Source organism: Trinickia dinghuensis, from assembly GCF_003367175.1.
In the GTDB taxonomy this organism is placed as follows: Bacteria; Pseudomonadota; Gammaproteobacteria; order Burkholderiales; family Burkholderiaceae; genus Trinickia; species Trinickia dinghuensis.
In genome coordinates, this window is the sequence record NZ_QRGA01000025.1 from 1 (window position 1) to 19,344 (window position 19,344).

At 63.4% G+C, this 19,344-nt stretch carries 14 protein-coding genes and 1 pseudogene; 1 reads left to right on the forward strand and 14 read right to left on the reverse strand.

The window, feature by feature from the left end:
* The 9 genes and pseudogenes from DWV00_RS34930 to DWV00_RS31455 form a co-directional block, all read right to left on the reverse strand.
* Window positions 1-869 (reverse strand): annotated as a pseudogene (locus tag DWV00_RS34930) (hypothetical protein); the annotation flags it as partial.
* Between the two features lie 458 nt (window positions 870-1,327).
* Window positions 1,328-3,439 (reverse strand): ABC transporter ATP-binding protein, encoded by a 2,112-nt coding sequence (locus tag DWV00_RS31420; RefSeq protein ID WP_115537526.1) that lies wholly within the window; start codon window positions 3,437-3,439, stop codon window positions 1,328-1,330.
* Window positions 3,436-4,320 (reverse strand): ABC transporter permease, encoded by an 885-nt coding sequence (locus DWV00_RS31425; RefSeq protein WP_115537527.1) that lies wholly within the window; start codon window positions 4,318-4,320, stop codon window positions 3,436-3,438. Before DWV00_RS31425 ends, DWV00_RS31420 begins: the two co-directional genes overlap by 4 nt.
* Window positions 4,317-5,327: an ABC transporter permease gene (locus DWV00_RS31430; RefSeq protein WP_115537528.1), complete on the reverse strand. Its 1,011-nt coding sequence runs from the start codon at window positions 5,325-5,327 to the stop codon at window positions 4,317-4,319. Before DWV00_RS31430 ends, DWV00_RS31425 begins: the two co-directional genes overlap by 4 nt.
* Before the next feature lie 98 nt (window positions 5,328-5,425).
* A complete protein-coding gene (locus DWV00_RS31435; RefSeq protein ID WP_115537529.1) occupies window positions 5,426-7,102 on the reverse strand; it encodes an ABC transporter substrate-binding protein in 1,677 nt (558 codons plus the stop codon).
* Window positions 7,103-7,417: 315 nt separating this feature from the next.
* The gene (fusA, locus tag DWV00_RS31440; protein WP_115537530.1) at window positions 7,418-9,526 is read right to left on the reverse strand and encodes an elongation factor G; all 2,109 of its coding nucleotides are present in this window, start codon (window positions 9,524-9,526) and stop codon (window positions 7,418-7,420) included.
* Between the two features lie 246 nt (window positions 9,527-9,772).
* Window positions 9,773-10,279 carry a DUF192 domain-containing protein gene (locus tag DWV00_RS31445; RefSeq protein WP_115537572.1) on the reverse strand — a complete coding sequence of 169 codons (507 nt, stop codon included), beginning with the start codon at window positions 10,277-10,279 and terminating at the stop codon, window positions 9,773-9,775.
* A gap of 182 nt (window positions 10,280-10,461) precedes the next feature.
* Window positions 10,462-10,659, reverse strand: a complete 198-nt coding sequence (locus DWV00_RS31450; protein ID WP_115537531.1) for a hypothetical protein — start codon at window positions 10,657-10,659, stop codon at window positions 10,462-10,464.
* Between the two features lie 247 nt (window positions 10,660-10,906).
* Window positions 10,907-11,494, reverse strand: coding sequence for a pseudouridine synthase (locus DWV00_RS31455; RefSeq protein WP_115537532.1), 588 nt, complete (start codon window positions 11,492-11,494; stop codon window positions 10,907-10,909).
* A 467-nt stretch (window positions 11,495-11,961) separates the two neighbouring features.
* On the opposite strand from DWV00_RS31455, the gene icd reads away from it, so the two are divergent.
* Window positions 11,962-13,218, forward strand: coding sequence for an NADP-dependent isocitrate dehydrogenase (gene icd / locus DWV00_RS31460; protein WP_115537533.1), 1,257 nt, complete (start codon window positions 11,962-11,964; stop codon window positions 13,216-13,218).
* A 312-nt stretch (window positions 13,219-13,530) separates the two neighbouring features.
* Here the strand turns inward: icd and DWV00_RS31465 are convergent, their stop codons facing one another.
* The 5 genes from DWV00_RS31465 to DWV00_RS31485 form a co-directional block, all read right to left on the reverse strand.
* Window positions 13,531-14,709 carry a porin gene (locus DWV00_RS31465; protein ID WP_115537534.1) on the reverse strand — a complete coding sequence of 393 codons (1,179 nt, stop codon included), beginning with the start codon at window positions 14,707-14,709 and terminating at the stop codon, window positions 13,531-13,533.
* A 152-nt stretch (window positions 14,710-14,861) separates the two neighbouring features.
* A complete protein-coding gene (locus DWV00_RS31470) occupies window positions 14,862-15,953 on the reverse strand; it encodes an ABC transporter ATP-binding protein (protein ID WP_115537535.1) in 1,092 nt (363 codons plus the stop codon).
* Between the two features lie 69 nt (window positions 15,954-16,022).
* Window positions 16,023-17,366: a GH1 family beta-glucosidase gene (locus DWV00_RS31475; RefSeq protein WP_115537536.1), complete on the reverse strand. Its 1,344-nt coding sequence runs from the start codon at window positions 17,364-17,366 to the stop codon at window positions 16,023-16,025.
* Between the two features lie 68 nt (window positions 17,367-17,434).
* Window positions 17,435-18,268: a carbohydrate ABC transporter permease gene (locus DWV00_RS31480; protein ID WP_115537537.1), complete on the reverse strand. Its 834-nt coding sequence runs from the start codon at window positions 18,266-18,268 to the stop codon at window positions 17,435-17,437.
* Window positions 18,265-19,281 carry a carbohydrate ABC transporter permease gene (locus DWV00_RS31485; RefSeq protein WP_245965114.1) on the reverse strand — a complete coding sequence of 339 codons (1,017 nt, stop codon included), beginning with the start codon at window positions 19,279-19,281 and terminating at the stop codon, window positions 18,265-18,267. The genes DWV00_RS31480 and DWV00_RS31485 overlap by 4 nt, the downstream gene beginning before the upstream one ends.
* Between the last annotated feature and the right edge of the window lie 63 nt (window positions 19,282-19,344).

A 19,344-nucleotide genomic window follows, 5' to 3' on the forward strand; every position in this document is an offset into this window, starting at 1 on the left:
CCGGAGCCGCCAGAACCGGAGCCGCCAGAACCGGAGCCACCCGAACCGGAGCCACCCGAACCGGAGCCACCCGAACCGGAACCACCTGAACCGGAACCACCTGAACCGGAACCACCTGAACCGGAACCACCTGAACCGGAACCACCCGAACCGGAGCCGCCCGAACCAGAGCCACCAGCGCCGGAGCCACCAGCGCCGGAGCCACCAGAGCCGGAGCCACCGGAGCCAGAGCCACCGGAGCCAGAGCCGCTGTGTCCGCCCGAACTAGAGCCACCCGAACCAGAGCCACCCGAGCCGCCGGAACTCCCCGTTCCGCCACCGCTATGCCCGTTGCCGTTATCGCCGTTACTGCCGCTATTTCCGCCGTTGCTATTTCCAGACGTGCCGGCCGTACCCGGACCGCTATCGCCGCGGCCGCCGCCCAATGCGCCGCCGCCGGGCGATCCGTCATTGCCGTTGCCGCTCGCTGTCGAGCCGTCGGACGTGCCGCCCACGCCACTCAAAGCCGGATCGTTAGGATTCTGAACGCAGCCCGAGCTGCCGCCCGCATCGCGGCAATCCGGCGTAGGCGCCGCACCCGCATCGTTTGCAGTGGCACCCGCGTCGTTCGTCGCCGCACTGACTTTCAAATACGACGCATCGAATGCCGCCGCATTTTGCAGCTTCGCCTTGGCGGGCGCCCCGGAATCGCCCGAATAGGCCGTGTCGGCCTGTTCGGCGGCACCGGTCTCCACGACCAATCGGCCCATGCCGTCCAAGAACGAGCCCGCATGCGCGCTGCCGGCAAGCAAGACGAGCACCGCCACCGCCGTCGCTTTCAGAACTCCGCGAAATAAATAGGAGTCCTTATTAATTTCATTGGTCTTCATCGTCATCTCCCCGGCAGGAACGACGATCGAATGTCGTCGTACTCCCGTCGCCCATAAAGCGACCATGGCTGCCCGAGCACGCTCGACGCGGATGTCAGATGACGTGCGGCGTTCTGCGTCCTACTGTTCGAACGCGCACACAATAGCGGTCGCGACACCGCTCGATCGACTGTTGCCGGACGCGCGTTGGTCAACGCGGCCATGTGAGCGCGTCTTTGCGATAACCGTGCCATGTGGCGCTACGCCGCGCTGAGCATGGGCGTGTCGTCGGCGCACCGCGAGCGCGCAACCTGGTATCGAGAAATGCGGCTGTAAACGTTTCAGCGCTGAAACGCTCCGGCGTTGCGGCAATGCGCGGCAACGCACGAAGAACGGGGCAAGCGGGGGCGCGCACAAGAGCACAAGAGCACAAGCACCCAAGGAACACCGCAATCCCGAAGCAAGCGAATCCGAATCGCTCAGGCGATCTGCGTTTCGCGTTGCAGGGTGCGCAACTCGATCACGGGGATGTGACAGCGAATGCGGTGCCCCTCGCCCGCGTCGGAGAACGGCGGATCAAGCTGCTCGCAAACGGCGCCGAGCTTGCGAGGGCAGCGAGTATGAAACACGCATCCGGTGGGCGGTGCCGTGGCGCTGGGGGGATCGCCCGTCAAGCGAATGCGTTCCTTTGAAGGAAGCGTGTGGCCGCCGAACGTCGGCATCGCCGACAGCAGCGCCTCGGTATAAGGATGATGCGGCCCGTCGAAAACGGCACGCGCGGGTCCGATCTCGAGCAGCCGTCCGACGTAGAGGACGGCGATCCGGTCGGCAACATAGCGCACGACATGCAGATCGTGCGAAATGAAGACGTAGCTGACACCGCGCTCGCGCTGCAAATCGGCGAGCAGATTCAGAATCGCCGCTTGCACGGAGACGTCGAGCGCCGAGGTCGGTTCGTCGCAGACCACGACGCGAGGATCGCCGGCGAACGCGCGCGCGATCGCGACCCGTTGCTTCAAGCCCCCCGAGAGCTGCCGCGTGCGGGCATCGAGGTAGCGGGACGGCAGCCGCACCGCTTGCGCGAGCGTGGCGAGGCGCGCGCCGTGCGCGGGGCCGCGCAGCGCGCCGAGCTTCGACAGCGCGCGGCCGATGAGCCGCTTGACCGAGTGCGCGCGATTCAAGGCCGAATCGGGGTTCTGGAACACGATCTGCAGCGACTTGACTTGCTCGTCGTCGCGGCGCGCGACGTGCGCGGGTAGCGGCTTGCCGTCGAGTTCCAACGTGCCGCCCCGGTCGGGCGCGACCAAGCCGACGAGCAGCTTCGCGAGCGTCGTCTTACCGCTGCCCGATTCGCCGACGAGGCCGAGTGTCTCGCCCGCGGCGAGATCGAGCGAGACGTCGTCGACGGCGCGCATCGGCACGCCCGACGCGTCGAACGTCTTCGACAAATGCGCGGCGTGCAGTGCAAGCGAAGCCGGAATGTCGTGCGGCGCACGCATCGTTTCGCCGGACATCGCCTCGCCGAGGCTAGGTTCGGCGGCCGCGCGCGGCAAGCTCGCGGCCTGCTCGTGGTAATGACAGCGCGCCATCTGCGGCCCGTGTTCGGCGTTGAACCTATGCGGCGGCGGGGTTTCGCTTCGGCAGCGATCGTCGGCCAGGCGGCAGCGCGCGGCGAAAACGCAACCGGAGACGGCGGCGCCGAGCGGCGGCAAGCTGCCCGCGATCGTGTCAAGCCGTTCGCTGTCCTTGCTGCGTCCCGCTTTCGGCAAGCAGCGCAAGAGGCCGACGGTATAGGGGTGGCGCGGTGCGCCGAAAACGTCCTCGACCGTGCCTTCTTCCACGAGCCGGCCCGCGTAGAGCACCCCGACGCGGCTGCACATGCGGCCGATCACGGCCAAGTTGTGACTGATGAACAGCACCGCGGTACCCGACTCCTCGCGCAGCTTCGCCACGAGATCGAGCACCTCGGCTTCGACGGTGGCGTCGAGCCCGGTCGTCGGTTCGTCGAGAATCAGGAGGGCCGGTTTCGACGCGAGCGCCATCGCGATGACGACGCGTTGCTGCATGCCGCCCGACAACTGGTGCGGATAGCAGCTCATGACGCGCTCGGGTGCGGCGATTCGCACCCGGCGCAGCATCGCGAGCGCATGCGCGTGGGCATCCGAGCGCGAGTCGCCCGCGACCTCGAATGCTTCGGACACCTGACGGCCGATCGTCAGCGACGGATTGAGCGCGCGCGACGGATCTTGATAGACCATCGACACCGTTCGCGCGCGCAGCGAGCGCAGCGCGTCGGGTGCCAGCGAGGCGACATCGTTTCCGGCCACCGCAATGCGCCCGGCCTTGATGCGGCCGTTGCGGGCGAGGTAGGCGAGCGCGGCCAGCGCGACGGTCGATTTTCCGCAGCCGGATTCGCCGACGAGCCCGTACGCCTCGCCGCGCCGCACGCGGAACGTGACGTCGTGCAGCACTTCGCGATCGCGGCCGCGCACGCGATAAGCGACGGTCAAGCCGAGGACGGCGAGCGCGTCGTCTTCGGCAAACGAAGCGGGTTCATAAGCGGGGTGGGCACGACGCGAGGCGGCGCTCATCGATCGAATATTCCCTGCACGCTGTCGGCGATCAGATTGACGCCGACCACGAGCGTCGCGATCGCCGCGGCGTCGAACACGACGGTCCACCACGCGCCGCCCGTCATCAGCGAATACGATTCGGACAGTGCAAGCCCCCAGTCGGCGGACGGCGGTTGAATGCCGAAGCCGAGGAACGACAAGGTCGCGACCGCGAAGATCGCATAGCCGAGCCGCACGGTGGCCTCGACGACGATCGGCGGCAGAACGTTCGGCAGAATCTCGACGAACATGATGTAGGGCGCACGCTCGCCGCGCAGCTGGGCGGCATCGACATAGTCGAGATGGCGCTCCGAGAACACGGCGGCCCGCACGGTGCGTGCGGTGATCGGCATGAACGTCAGACCGATGACGAGCACGACCGTCGCGTTCGATGCGCCGAGCGCGGCCAATGCCGCAAGCGCGAGCACAACGAGCGGCAGCGCAAGCAGCGCGTCGATCAGGCGCCCGATCACGTTGTCGAGCCATCCGCCGAAGTAGCCGACGGCGAGGCCGAGCGCCGTGCCGGCCAGCGTGCCGAAGAGCGTGGCGAGCGGGGCGATCGTGAGAATGTCGCGCGCGCCGACGATCACGCGCGAGAACACGTCGCGGCCGAGCTGGTCGGTGCCGAACCAATGCGTGCGATCGGGCGGCAGCAGCGAGTTGAGCGGATCGGATGCATAGGGATCGTGGGGCACGATCAGCGGACCGAAGATCGCGCAGATGATCCAGAAAACGAGAATCGCCGTGCCGACGATGAAGCTGGGCGAACGCGCGAGCGCGCGCAGCGCCTCGAAGCGCGGCGTTTGCGGGGCGCGTTCGCCCGGGGCGGGCGCCTCGCGCGATTCGATCGCCGTGTTCATGCGGCACCCCCGAGGCGCAGGCGCGGATCGAGCGCGACGATGAGCGCGTCGGCAACGAGATTGGCCAGCATGTAGATGACCCCGACCGTCAGCACACCCGCTTCGAGCATCGGAAAGTCTTTCGCCGTCGCCGCGTTGAAGATCAGCGAGCCGATTCCCTGGTAATGAAACAGCGTCTCGACGACGACGAGCCCGCCGACCATGTAGCCGAGCTGCGTTGCCGAGACCGTGATCGTCGGCATCAGCGCATTGGGCAGCACGTGACGGACGATCACGACGCGCCGCGGCAGCCCCTTCAGCACGGCCGTGCGGGTGTAGTCCGCATCGAGCGCCTCGACGGTGCCGGCGCGCGCCATCCGCGCGATATAGCCGAAGAAAACGAACACGAGCGGCAACGCCGGCAGGATCAGATGACTCAGCGCCGTGAATGCGCCGGCGTCGTCGGGATAGCCGGCCTCGCTCGGCAGCCAGCGCAGCCAGATGCCGAAGACGAGGATCAGCGTGATCGACGACACGAACTCGGGGACGACCGTCGCGGACAAGCCGACGATCATGATGGCGCGATCGAGCCATCGTCCGGCATGCAGCGCGGCCCAGACGCCGGCCGAGATCGCGAGCGGCACGACGATGACGAACGCGAGCGCGCCGAGCTTCGCCGAGCGCAGCAGCGCTTCGCCGACGAACGGCGCGACGGGCGATCGATACGCGTACGAAACGCCCATGTCGCCGTGCACGAAGCGGCCGATCCATTGCGCGTACTGGACGAGGACGGGGCGGTCGACGCCGAGCTGATGATCGAGCGCGGCGACGGCGCGTGCGTCGGCGAGCGGGCCGAGAATCGCGCGCCCGATGTCGCCGGGCAACAGTTGGCCGAGCGCGAAGACGATCATCGACAGCAGCCAGAGCGTGACGAGCGACAGGGCGAACCGGCCCGCGAGAAAGCGGGCGATGCGCACCCCGCTGCCGCGGGCGGCGCGGGGGCGAAGTGCAAGAGCGGTATCTGACATCGGCTAAATGATCGGAGGATCGTCAATCCCTTAGGTGTGCTTTACGGTTGCCGTTGCTGCTGTTGTTGCTTTTCAATGAGATGCGCTGGCCGGTCCGGTCACGCCGTCATTCGAGCGCGATCGAAATACATCTGCGAAATGGCGGTGAAGCGCACGCCGATCAGGTTCTTGCGCGTCGCGACGAGTTGATCGAAGAAGTACGGGATGATCATCGGCGTTTCGTCGAGCAGCAGCTTTTCGATATCGCCCGCGACCTTCTTTTGCGAGGCGACGTCGAGGGCGCCGACGAATTGCCCGACGAGTTTGTCGTATTGCGGATTGCTGAAGTGGGCCGCGTTCCAGGCGCCGCCGCTGACGAGCGGCGCGTTCAAGAACAGATTGGGCACGCCGCGGTGGCCGTAATCGGTGATGCCGAGCGGCGCGTCGAGCCAGTCGGAGTTGCCGAACGTGCCCTTGCCGTAATACTGGCCCTGGCTTTCGATTTTCAGCGAAAGATTGATCCCGATGGCCTTGGCCTCGTTCTGCAGGACGACGGCGAGATCGGGAATCTCCATGAATTTTTCGGTGGTCAGCGTCGCGGCGAAACCGTTGGGATGTCCTGCTTGCGCGAGCAATTTCTTTGCCTGCGCGAGGTCGAGGTGGCGTTGCGGCACCGACGTGTCCGTCGACGGAAAGATCGGCGCGAACGGACTGTCGTTGCCTAACACGGCCCGGCCTTTGAATAGGCCTCGCACGAGCACGTTGCGATCGACCGCGAGTGCGAGCGCTTGGCGCACGCGCTTGTCGTTGAACGGCGCCGTGTCGCAGCGCATATGGATTTGGCGATGCGCGCTCGACTTCACGCCTTGCACGGTAAATTCCGGATTGTTCAGGATGCCGAGACCGCCTTGTACGGTCAGATCACCCATGACGTCGGCTTGCCGTCCCTGCAGCGCGAGAATCTGCGCTTGGCTGTCGGCGTAGAAGGCGAATTGCACGCGCGCGGGCAGCGCTTTTTCGCCCCAATAGTCAGGATTCCGAACGAACGACGCGCCGCGCTTGGCTTCGTATTTCTCGAGCTTGAACGGCCCCGTGCCGACGAAACTCTGTTCGTAATCGCCGCTGAACCCGGCCGGCAAGATCACCGCGTTGTAATTGTCCGAGGAGACGTAGTAGGGGAAGTTGCCGTTCGGCGCATCGAGATGAAACGCCACGGTATGCTCGTCCACTATCTGCGTGCCGCCTTTCGACAGCACGCCTTTGAAGACCGACAGCGCGGCCGATCCGCTCTTCGGATCGGCCAGGCGATCGAACGTGGTGGCGACGTCCTTCGCGCCGAAGGGTTGGCCGTTGTGGAATTTCACGTTCTGCCGCAGCTTGAAGGTCCAGACGTCGCCCTTCTCGTTTGCGGACCACGACAGCGCCAAGGCCGGCGTGAGCGTCGACTTGTTGCCTTCGTCGTTCACGAGGAATTCGCCCGTCTGCGCGATGAGGCAAAGGCCGGCCGCATCGGCCACGGTCAGCGGATCGACCCGGCCTGCGGGCGTCAGATGGGCGACGCGGATCGTTGCGCTGGCGCCCGCCGGGCCGCCTTGCGCGCGCGCTCGCTGCGGCGCCACGAGCGCGCCGGCGGCCAGCACGATGCTCGAGCAGCCGAGCAGGCTTGCGTGGCGCAGCAACTCGCGGCGCGAGAGGCGGCGCGCGAGGTATTCGTCGATGGCGTGATTGCCGAGATCGCCGGCATCGCGGCGGGCGGCATCGAGAGCGAGATCAAACGCGGCGGGAATCTTCTTCATCGAGGTTTTCCGGTTCGTGTGGAGAGGCGCTCACGCGAAGCGGCGCGGCGGCGACGAGCGGTGCTGCGACGACGAATGCCGTTGCAGTTTAACGCGACTCTCGGCTCGCGCGTTTTCTCGACGATGCGAATGGATATACGAAAAAGACCAGTAGCACGAAAAAGACCGGTAGCGCTGCCGTTATTCGTTGCCGTGACCGTTGTCACCCCGGTTCGACGGCCGATAAAAAAGCCTGCACGGGGGTGCGGCACCCCGGCAGGCTCGGCAATGGCCGCTCCGGCTCATTCACCGGAGCGCGCGATCACGCGGCGCACGTCACTTCCCCTTCGAACTGACGATGCCCTCCGACACGTTCGCCGGCGTTTCGGCGTAGTGCTTGAACTCCATCGTGTAGGTGGCGCGCCCTTGCGTGAGCGAGCGCAGCGACGTCGAATAGCCGAACATCTCGGCCAGCGGCACCTCGGCGCGAATCACCTTGCCGCCGCCGCCCGCGATGTCCTCCATCCCTTGCACGATGCCGCGCCGGCCCGAAAGATCGCCCATGACGTTGCCCATGAAATCCTCGGGCGTTTCGACTTCGACGGCCATCATCGGCTCGAGCAGCACCGGCTTCGCGCGCCGCATGCCTTCCTTGAATGCCATCGAACCGGCCATGCGGAAGGCGTTTTCGTTCGAGTCCACGTCGTGATACGAGCCGAACGTCAGCGTCACCTTGATGTCGACGACGGGATAGCCCGCCAGCACACCGCTCTTGAGCGTTTCCTGAATGCCCTTGTCGACGGCCGGGATGTACTCGCGCGGCACGACGCCGCCCTTGATCGCATCGACGAACTCGTAGCCCTTGCCCGGCGGCTGAGGCTCCAGCTTGACGACCACGTGACCGTACTGGCCGCGCCCGCCCGATTGCTTGACGAACTTGCCTTCGACGTCCTCGGCGCTCGTGCGGATCGTTTCGCGGTACGCCACTTGCGGCTTGCCGACCGTCGCCTCGACGTTGAACTCGCGCTTCATCCGGTCGACGAGAATTTCGAGGTGCAGCTCGCCCATCCCGGAGATGATCGTCTGCCCCGATTCTTCGTCCGTCTGCACGCGGAACGACGGGTCTTCCTGCGCCAGGCGATTGAGTGCGATGCCCATCTTTTCCTGGTCGGCCTTCGTCTTCGGCTCGACGGCCTGCGAGATCACCGGCTCGGGGAAGATCATCCGCTCGAGGATGATCGGATGGGCCGGATCGCAGAGCGTGTCGCCCGTCGTCGCTTCCTTCAGGCCGACGGCCGCGGCGATGTCGCCCGCATAGACTTCCTTGATCTCCTTGCGGTCGTTCGCGTGCATCTGCAAGATCCGCCCGACGCGTTCCTTCTTCTGCTTCGTCGAGTTCAGGACGGTGTCGCCCGAATTGACGATGCCCGAGTAGACGCGGAAGAAGATGAGCTGGCCGACGAACGGGTCGGTCATGATCTTGAACGCGAGCGACGAGAACGGTTCTTCGTCGCTCGGATGGCGCTCGGCTTCCTTGTCGTCCTCGTCGTGGCCCAAGATGGCGGGCACGTCGACGGGCGAGGGCAGGTAATCGATGACCGCATCGAGCATCGCCTGCACGCCCTTGTTCTTGAACGCGCTGCCGCACAGCATCGGCACGATCTCGTTGGCGATCGTGCGTTGGCGCAGGCCGCCCTTGATCTCGGCCTCGGTCAGCGAAGTGTGATCGTGCAGGTACTTTTCGAGCAGCTCCTCGGTGGCCTCGGCCGCGGCTTCGACCATCTTCTCGCGCCATTCCTCGGCGGTGGCGCGCAGGTTCTCGGGGATGTCCTGGTACTCGAATTTCACGCCCTGGCTTTCCTCATCCCAGATGATTGCTTTCATCTTGACGAGATCGATCACGCCTTGAAAGTGCTCCTCGGCCCCGACCGGAATCTGGATCGGCACGGCCACGCCCTTCAGGCGCTCGCCGATCTGGCGCTGGACGCGGAAGAAGTCGGCGCCGACGCGGTCCATCTTGTTGACGAACGCGATGCGCGGCACCTTGTACTTGTTGGCCTGGCGCCAAACCGTTTCCGACTGCGGCTGCACGCCGCCGACCGAATCGTAGACCATGCAGGCGCCGTCGAGCACGCGCATCGAGCGTTCGACTTCGATCGTGAAGTCGACGTGTCCCGGCGTGTCGATGATGTTGATCCGATGCTCGGGATAGTTGCCTGCCATCCCTTTCCAGAACGCGGTGGTCGCAGCCGAGGTGATCGTGATGCCGCGCTCCTGCTCCTGCTCCATCCAGTCCATCACGGCCGCGCCCTCGTGAACCTCGCCGATCTTATGGCTCACGCCGGTGTAGAACAGAATGCGCTCGGTAGTCGTGGTTTTGCCTGCGTCGATGTGAGCGCTGATGCCGATGTTCCGATAGCGCTCGATGGGAGTCTTGCGGGGCACGTCGATCTCCTTGGAATGTTGGCGCCGCGAACCGTCCGGGCATGGCCCTGGACCGCGCGCGGCACGTGCGGTGTTGCAGACATAGAAGCATAGCGCCTGCCCGAGGCTTTTGCAGGAAAGCTGCGAGGGCGGGCCGGGCGGGGCGAGGCGGCGGGCAGGGGCGGGAAGGGAAGGGGAGCGCGGACGAATAAAAAAGCCAACCGCGAGGGTTGGCTTGGACGGGCCATGCGCTTCGGCGCGCGCTCGTTATTGCGGCTGGGGCAGCCCGCCGATTTTCGTGCCGGGCTGGATGCCCTTCGAGGAGAACCAGCCCTTGCTCATCTCGAGCGCGTAGACGCCGTTGTTGCGCGGGCAATGATTGTTGGTCGTCTCCGCCTGCATCTCGTCGATGTCCGTGACCGTGCCGTCGGCGCGCATGAAGGCGATCGACAGCGGGATCAGCGTGTTCTTCATCCAGAAGCAATGGACGGCGTTTTCGCCAAAGACGAACAACATCCCTTCGTTCGGCGCGAGCTGCGTCCGGTACATGAGGCCTTGCTCGCGGTCGGCGTCGTTGGCGGCCACGGCCGCATCGATCACGAACATGCCGGCCGTGAGCTTCACGCGCGGGAAGGCTTCGGGCGGTTTGGCGCCGGCGGGCATCGCCTGTGCGAAGGCCGAGGCTGGCACGAACTGTGCCACCACGAGCATGAAAGCGGGCAAAGCGTGGCGCAGCGCCAGGCGCGCCATCCACGAGCGAAACGAAAATCGCACGACACCACTCCTTTTCGACGACGAGAACCCGCGCATGTTACGCGAGCCGGCGCGGGAGATGCAAAGCCTACCGGACACAAGCGCGGAAAAAAGAAAAAGGCAGGCACCTTGCGGTTACCTGCCTTCCAACGCCGTAAAGAACGGCAGTGCTGCTAGTTCTTGACTGCGTCGTTACGACAAACTTAGTTCGAAGCGGCCGAAGCGGCTTCAGCCTTAGCGGCTTTCTTCTTGGCAGCGTGGTGCTTCTTGGCGTGGTGCTTGACAGCCTTCGTCGTCTTAGCGGCGGGAGCGGCAGCCGAAGCAGCTTCCGGAGCCGAAGCTTGTGCGAAAGCAGCCGTTGCGAACAGGCCAGCGACCAGAGCGGCGATCAGTTTGTTCATTTGTGAATCCTCAGCATTAGTTAATTAACCAAATGACCCGGTCATTGAGTCAAGTCGGTAAACGCGCCATCCACCTTTCGGTTGACAGCCGCATCGACAAATTTGCAGACGCGTCTGTGAGCACTCGGATCGACGTCCCGTACTGTGAAACCAATACGGCCGGCGGTGCCGAGGACTAATGCCGGACAGCTTCAGGCGGCATCTGCGTCGAATAACGCGCGACTCGCCCAGGCGGTTGACGCGATTTTTACGATTCCCGTTGGGGCGGGGGTAATCCGTCCCAAGGCGCACGCGGCGGCAGCTCGCGCCACTGGCCGGGCGCCAGGCCGAGCGCGAGCAGATCCAGCTTGCCGATTCCGGCGCGCACGAGCCGCAGCGTCGGAAAACCGACCGCGGCCGTCATCCGGCGCACTTGGCGGTTCTTGCCCTCGGCGATCGCGAGCTCGACCCAGCTCGTCGGGATGGCCGCGCGGTAGCGGACCGGCGGCACGCGCGGCCAGAGCGAAGCCGGCGCCTCGATCGCGCGCACCCGGCACGGGCGGGTCACGTAATCGCCGAGATCGACGCCGGCCGCCAGATTGGCGAGCGCCTTGGCGGTCGGCACGCCTTCCACTTGAGCCCAATAGCGTTTGACGAGTTTGTGACGGGGCTCGGCAATACGCGTCTGCAAGGTTCCGTCGTCGGTCAGCAGCAGCAGCCCCTCGCTGTCGGCATCGAGCCGGCCCGCGGGATAGACGCCGGGCACGTCGACCCAGTCGCCGAGCGAGGCGCGCGTCTCGTGCGCCGAGAATTGGCAAATCGTGCCGAACGGTTTGTTGAGGGCGATGAGACGCATACAAAATGACCGAAAAGGGGCGAAGGCGATCGAGGCGGGCACGAGCCCGGCTGGCGGATGAACATAGCGTGACACACCTAGCACGCACCGCGACCGTGCGCGGTCCGGCTTCCCCGCCGCCTCTATGGCAAATGGCGGAATCTTAATGCATAATACGGAACGCCCAAGTCTTTTGTCTTATATAAGACCCAAGACTGATTGTCTCGCTTACCGTACGTTTCGGCGCGGGCCGCTCGGGCGGCGCGTTCTTTCGCGCTCACCTCGATGCCGTTCGCGCGTTGCTGCCGCCGGCCGATCCGACGTGGGCTAGAATAGCCATCCAGCCGCGTTCGCGTGGGAGCGATCGAGCGCGCCGAACCGAAATTGGGCAAGTGCTGCGCATCAAGCGCTCGGGAACGACAAGCGCCCGATTGCGCCTTGCCGCACATCACTGCTTTCCACCCGCACAGCCAACACTGGAGTCGACCATGCCGTATCAGCACATCAAGGTTCCGACGGGCGGTGACAAGATCACCGTCAACTCGGACTTCTCGCTCAACGTTTCCGATCAGCCGATCATTCCTTACATCGAGGGCGACGGCACGGGCTTCGACATCACGCCCGTGATGATCAAGGTGGTGGATGCGGCGGTCGAGAAGGCGTACGGCGGCAAGCGCAAGATTCACTGGATGGAGATCTACGCGGGCGAGAAGGCGACGAAGGTCTACGGTCCGGACGTGTGGCTGCCCGAGGAAACGCTGCAAGTCCTGAAGGAATACGTCGTCTCGATCAAGGGCCCGCTCACGACGCCCGTCGGCGGCGGCATCCGCTCGCTGAACGTCGCGCTGCGCCAGGAACTGGACCTGTACGTCTGCCTGCGCCCCGTGCAGTATTTCAAGGGCGTGCCCTCGCCGGTGCGCGAGCCGGAAAAGACGAACATGGTGATCTTCCGCGAGAACTCGGAAGACATCTACGCCGGCATCGAATGGGCGGCCGAATCGGAGCAGGCCAAGAAGGTCATCAAGTTCCTGCGCGAGGAAATGGGCGTCAAGAAGATCCGCTTCCCGGAAACGTCGGGCATCGGCGTCAAGCCCGTGTCGCGCGAAGGCACGGAGCGTCTCGTGCGCAAGGCGATCCAGTACGCGATCGACAATGACCGCCGCTCGGTCACGCTCGTGCACAAGGGCAACATCATGAAGTTCACCGAAGGCGCGTTCCGCGACTACGGCTATGCGCTGGCGCAGAAGGAATTCGGCGCTGAACTCATCGACGGCGGCCCGTGGATGAAGATCAAGAGCCCGAAGACGGGCAACGAGATCGTCGTGAAGGACGTGATCGCCGACGCCTTCCTGCAGCAGATCCTGCTGCGTCCGGCCGAATACGACGTCATCGCCACGCTGAACCTGAACGGCGACTACGTTTCGGACGCGCTGGCCGCGCAAGTCGGCGGCATCGGTATCGCGCCGGGTGCGAACCTGTCCGATTCCGTGGCGATGTTCGAAGCGACGCACGGCACGGCACCGAAGTACGCCGGCAAGGACTACGTGAATCCGGGTTCGGAAATCCTGTCGGCCGAAATGATGCTGCGTCACATGGGCTGGACGGAAGCCGCCGACACGATCATCTCGTCGATGGAAAAGTCGATCCTGCAAAAGCGCGTCACGTACGACTTCGCACGCCTGATGGAAGGCGCGACGCAGGTCTCGTGCTCGGGCTTCGGTCAAGTGCTGATCGAAAACATGTAATACCGACCGCGAGGGGCGTTCGGCAACGCCCCGTATACGGATCGAAACCCGGCTGAGTCTACGATTCGGCCGGGTTTTTTATTGCCGTCGCGTAGCGTGGCGCGTGACGCGGACGGCAAACGCTCGATTTGACGATGCCGATGCGGCGCATGCGGCAGGCACGCGCAATGACCGCGCTTCGCAGCGCTGCCAGGTCGCTGGTGCAAAAAAGCCGGCGTGAATGCAGGGTAAGACATTCACGCCGGGCCGGATGATCCGGAAGGAGATAACAGGTACGACAGTCATGCCGCGCGCTCAATCGCGGCATGGCGATCAGAACATATGCATGATGCCGGCGATTGCACCGAATTGACTGCGACCGTAGTTCGGCGCCCCGCTCGTGCCGCCCTCGTTGGTGTTCGGTCCGTAGTAGTCGGAATAGCCGTTGCCCAGCCCCACGTTCGAGGAGGCGCTGTTCGTGACGTACCCGAGTTCGGTGTAGAGGAACGTACGCTTCGACAGGTTGTAAGCCGCGCCAAGCGAGTACAGCGTGGCGTTGCCGTTGCCTTTGTTCGCGTTCGCGTGATAAACGCCGCCCGTCACCGAAAGGAACGGCGAAACGGTGTAGTTCACCCCCACCCATTCGTGGTCAACGGCCGTCGGCGCGCCGGTCACGCCGCCAGGCAACGTCCCGGTTACCGCGGTGGCCGTGAGCCCCTGGTTTTGCAGCGTCGCTTGGGGCGCGCTCAAATGCTGGTACCCGACATACGCTTTGAGCGGGCCCCAGGTATAGGTGCCTCCGACCATGGCTTCTCGCGAAGCGGCATAGACGTTGCTGAATTGGCCATTTCGGTCCCGAACTTCGTCGTAGATGGCAAGAAGTTCCAGGTTGTGGTTGTTGTACATGGCTTTGACGCCATCCACCCGCCCTTGAGGCGCACCGAGATTGCTCGGGTCGGTGCCTGGGCCGCCATTGGTGCCGTTCCAGTTGCCAACCGTATTCGTCAAAGCGTATTGGCCTTTCAATGTCAAACCGTTCAGGTTTGGCGACGTATACTCGAAGCCGTTGCCTGCTTGCTCCCAAACTCGCCCCCGGTCGAGCGTGGCGATGTTGTAAGCCTGCATCTCCTGCGGGTCGAGGTCCCAGCTATCCTGTGTGAGAAAGCCGGCACCGAGATTGCCGAGCTTGAACGTGCCGTATTTGCTGTTGGACATGCCTACCGTCGCATGCCGCCCGAACAAGCCGCCGTTGTTCATCCCGCCCGTATTGGTATTGATCCCGCTCTCCAATTGGAAAATGGCCTTGGTGCCATCGCCAAGATCTTCCGAGCCGATCAAGCCCCACCACGATTCACCCCAGCCACCAGTCTCGGTTCCGAACAAGTGTCCGCTCGGTAGACCGGTTCGGTACGACACGCCATTGTCGATGCGGCCATACAGCGTAACGCTGCTCTGGGCATACGCGCCCGTGGCGAGCACCATTGCGGCCACGCCGATAAGTTTCATTTTCATTAGTAATCCTAACTTTTATAAGAAAAATGGAAGGGTGCTGCCCATCCCTTCCCGCCTCCTCGTCGAGCAAAACCCGGTTTTGCTCGCGCCCACCGGGCCCCGGCAGCCCCGGGACCCTGTGCTCCTCACTGCCACTGCCATCAAACGTGTTGCTAAAGCGGTACTGCGACGCCTTGGGAGTCGAATAGCGTCGGCGACGATGAAGTCACGGCGATCCCGATCGGCATCTCCAGTGCAAACTCGGGCGCATGCGCATCCAGTCTCACCGCGATCGTTTGGGCCGAGCCGGCGATACGTGCATGCAGAATCGAAACGTCGCCAAGATGCTCGACCAGCTCGACGCTAGCGCTCACGCCTTGTCCCGGCTGAACCACGGCCAGATGTTCAGGGCGCACGCCGAGCGTCACCTCCTCCCCGACGCGCCGGCTGGGGTGGCCCGCCAGCGTGATGCGCCCCGAGCCGCCGGCCAGCGCGAGAACGATCCGCGCGTCCTCCTGAGCGACCACGCGTGCCGGCAACAGATTCATCTTGGGCGAGCCGAGAAAGCCGCCGACGAAAAGGTTCGCGGGGCGCGCATACAGGTCCAGCGGCGCGCCCACCTGCTCGACGCTGCCCTTGTTGAAAACGACGATCTTCTGGCCGAGCGTCATCGCCTCGACCTGATCATGTGTGACATAGATCATCGTCGTACCGAGTTCGCGGTGCAGCTTGGCAAGCTCGATGCGAGTCTGAACCCGTAACGCGGCGTCCAGGTTCGACAGCGGTTCGTCAAACAGAAAGATGCGTGGCTTGCGTACGATCGCCCGCCCGATCGCCACGCGCTGCCGCTGGCCACCCGAGAGCGCCTTCGGCTTACGATCGAGCAAATGGCTGATCTGCAGCACTTCGGCCGCGCGGCCTACCGCGTCACGGACCTGCTCTTTCGACTCGCCGGATAATCTCAGCGCAAAGCCCATGTTTTCGGCCACGCTCAAATGCGGATACAGCGCGTAGTTTTGGAAGACCATCGAGATGCCGCGATCTCGCGGTTGGAGATCGTTCACGCGTTCGCCATCGATCAAGATGTCGCCGCCGCTGACCGCCTCGAGCCCCGCGATCATGCGCAGCATGGTCGACTTGCCGCAGCCGGACGGCCCCACGAAGACAGTGAATTGACCGTCCGGTACATGCAGATCGATGCCCTTTACGACCTGCGGACCATCGCCGTATGTCTTTTCCACCTTGCGCAATATCAGCTCGCTCATCGCGTTTCTCCTGAATGCTGCTTTCAGACGGCTCGCGATCGCGTCGATCGTCGCGAGCCGCCGCTTTGCTTATCGTTCGAGTACCAGCTTTTGATCTGTGTGCCGCGCGATCACGTCGCGATACCAATAAGCGCTGTTTTTCGGAATACGTTGCTGGGACGCATAGTCGACGTACACCATGCCAAAGCGCTTGTCGTAGCCGGACGCCCACTCGAAGTTGTCCAGCATGCTCCATGCGAAGTAGCCGGAGACATTCACGCCTTGCTCGATGGCGTCAGCTAGCGCCGCAAGATGCTGGTCGTAGTAGTCGATGCGAGCGGTGTCGTGAACCTGGCCGCCGCTCAGTTCGTCTTTCGTCGCGCAGCCGTTTTCCGTGATGTAGATCGGCGGCAACGTATAGTCCCCATTCAACCGCGTAAGCAGTTCCGTCAGACCTTGCGGATAGATTTCCCAATCCATGTCGGTGAAGCCGTGCGGACCGGGTGGGTGCTTGTCGCCCGATGCGCTGGCGTAGATGCGGGTGTAGTAGTTGATTCCGAGGAAATCGATCGGCGTGCCGATGATGTCGAAGTCGCCCTCGCGAACGACGTCTTGAGGGCCGTTTGCTCCGTACCACTGCAAGGCTTCTGCCGGATATTCCCCCTTGAAGATCGGGTCCATATACCAGCGAACGAACTTCGCATATTCGAGCGACGCTGCAGCCTGATCTTCGGCGGACTCGGATGCACCGTGAGCCGGAGACTGGTTCAGAACGATGCCCAACGGCGCCTTCACGCCGTCCGCTCGCAATGCTTGCACGGCCAGTCCATGCGAGAGCAGCAGATGATGGGCGACATGCGCGGCCTTTTTCAGATCCGCGTTGCCCGGTGCGAAATAGCCTGTGGCGTTGCCGAGCCAAGCGGTACACCACGGTTCATTGTGTGTCGCGATCGAAGCGACGCGGTCGCCGAGGACACTGCCGATCTTTCGCGCGTACTCCGCGAAGCGATAGGCGGTGTCGCGGCTTTCCCAACCCTGCTGCGTCGCCTGGAGGGCATCGGGCAAATCCCAGTGATACAGCGTCGCAAACGGTTTGATGCCGCGCTCGAGCAAACCGTCGACGAGCCTTTCGTAGAATGCCAACCCTTTGGTGTTGAAGGCGCCTCGGCCGTCGGGCTGAATGCGCGGCCACGCAATCGAGAAGCGATAGGCTTTGACGCCCAACTCGGCGATCAGGTCGAGATCCTGGTCGAGACGATGATAGTGATCGCACGCGATCTCGCCGCTTTCGCCGTTGACGACTTTCCCCGGGATCTTGCAGAACGTGTCCCAGATCGACAATCCTCGCCCGTCTTCATGCGCGGCACCTTCGATCTGGTACGAACTGGTAGCAACGCCCCAGACAAAATCGGCATCGAATCCGTAATTTTCCATTTATTTAATTAGGATAACTAAGTAGTTGTTGAAAAGTTAAACGACAGGAGTTAGTGATCTGCGGTGAGTCAGGCCTTGACGGCTCCCGCGGTCATACCTTCGATCAAGCGCCGCGACGTGAACACGAACAGCACGAGCAGCGGCACAACGGCAACGGCGGAACCTGCCATCACGGCCCCCCAGTCCGAATTGGTGGGACTCTGGAGAATGCGCAACGCCAGCGGCAAGGTGTACATGGACGGCGAGCGCAGGACGACGAGGGCGGACAGGAAGTTATTCCACGCCTGGATAAAGCTGATCAACCCGAGGGTGCCCAGCGCGGGGCCGAGCAGCGGCATCACGACGGTCCAGTAAATGCGAAACTCGCTGCACCCGTCGATCCGAGCAGCCTCCACGAGTTCGACGGGAATCGCCGAGGAAATGTACTGGCGCATCAGAAAGACGCCCAGCGCGGCGGCCGCACCGGGCACGTAAAGCGCGCGCGGTTCGTTGATCCATCCCAGCAGGTTCATCGTCATGAAGGTCGGAATCATGCTCAGGAAGGGCGGAATCAGCATTCCTGTCAGCGCGATCGCGAACAGCGGCTTTTTGAACGCGAATTCGTACATGGCGAATGCGTACCCGGCCATCGATGTCACGAGCAGCGTCAGCACGGTCTGAAGCGCCGACGTGTAAAAGCTCCACCCGAGGTTTCTCCAGAAAGGGATGCGGTGTATCAGCGATTGCATGTTGTGCGAAAACGCATCGCCGAACCACATCGGCGGCGGCATCGAAAAGATCTCGGAGCTCGTATGCGTGGCGAAAACAAAAATGAAGTAGAACGGCGAAAACATCAGCGCCGCGCCCGCGAAGACGATCACGTAACCGAGATAGCGAACGCGGTTGGGGTGAGGGTTCTTCATTGCTTGTTCTCCTTCATCCCGCTGCGGTTGAAAATGCGCGTGTTGAGCCACATGAGTGCGGAAATCACGACGAACAACAACCAGGCAATCGAACTTGCGGTGCCGAAATCGCCGTCATGGAATGCCGTGCGGTACATATAGACGGTGGTCGTCAGTCCGGACTGTTCCGTGCCCATGCCGCTGTGCGGCAGCAAAATGAACGGTTCGTCGAACAATTGCAGTCCGCCGATGATCGTAAGCGTGACGGCAAGAAAAATCATGGGCTTCAGCAAGGGCAGTACAACCATCCTGAATTGCTGCCAAGTCGTAGCCCCGTCGATCTTCGCCGCTTCATACAGCTCGGTCGGGATGGTTTGCAGCGCGGACAGATACAGCACGGTGTTCCACCCTACGTAGCGCCAGAAAACCACCATCGATACGGCCAACTTGGCGATGGCGGGATCATAGAGCCAGGCGATTCGATGGGCAGGCGCGATCCAGTGCATGCCCGGCAATTTGGCGACTTCGGCAATGGCGAAGTTGATCATGCCGAAGTCGGTCGAATAGAGCGAAGAGAAGATCAGTGCAATGGCGACGCTCGACGTGATGAACGGCAGAAAGTACAGGCCGACCACCAGATTGCGCGAGCGGCGCAGGCACCTCTGCAAAAAAAACGCGAGCGGCAATGCAATCAAATGCTGGGGCACGCCTGAGACGATCGCCATCCAAGCCGTGTTGTAGATCGACTTCCAAAACCAAGGGTCCGTCAGCGTGTAGGCATAGTTGGAGACGCCGGCCCATTTCATGCCCGCGAGCCCCGACGTCGGGTCCCAGCTTTGAAACGAGAGAAACAGCGAGAACAGCAGCGGAAACGCAATGAACGTGGCGAAGAGTGCGAAGAACGGGCACAGGAATAGGTATGGCGCGATCTTCACCGGATCGGCGCGCAGCCTGCGGCTCGGAGACGCCCCCCGAAACGCGCGACTGAGTGCTTTTTCAGCGCGCGCTTCGGGCGGGGTGATCAAGCGATTCATCGATGACTCCATCAATCTGGCGTAGCCGGCGACGCTCGACGGCTACGCGGGGCCACATTTTTA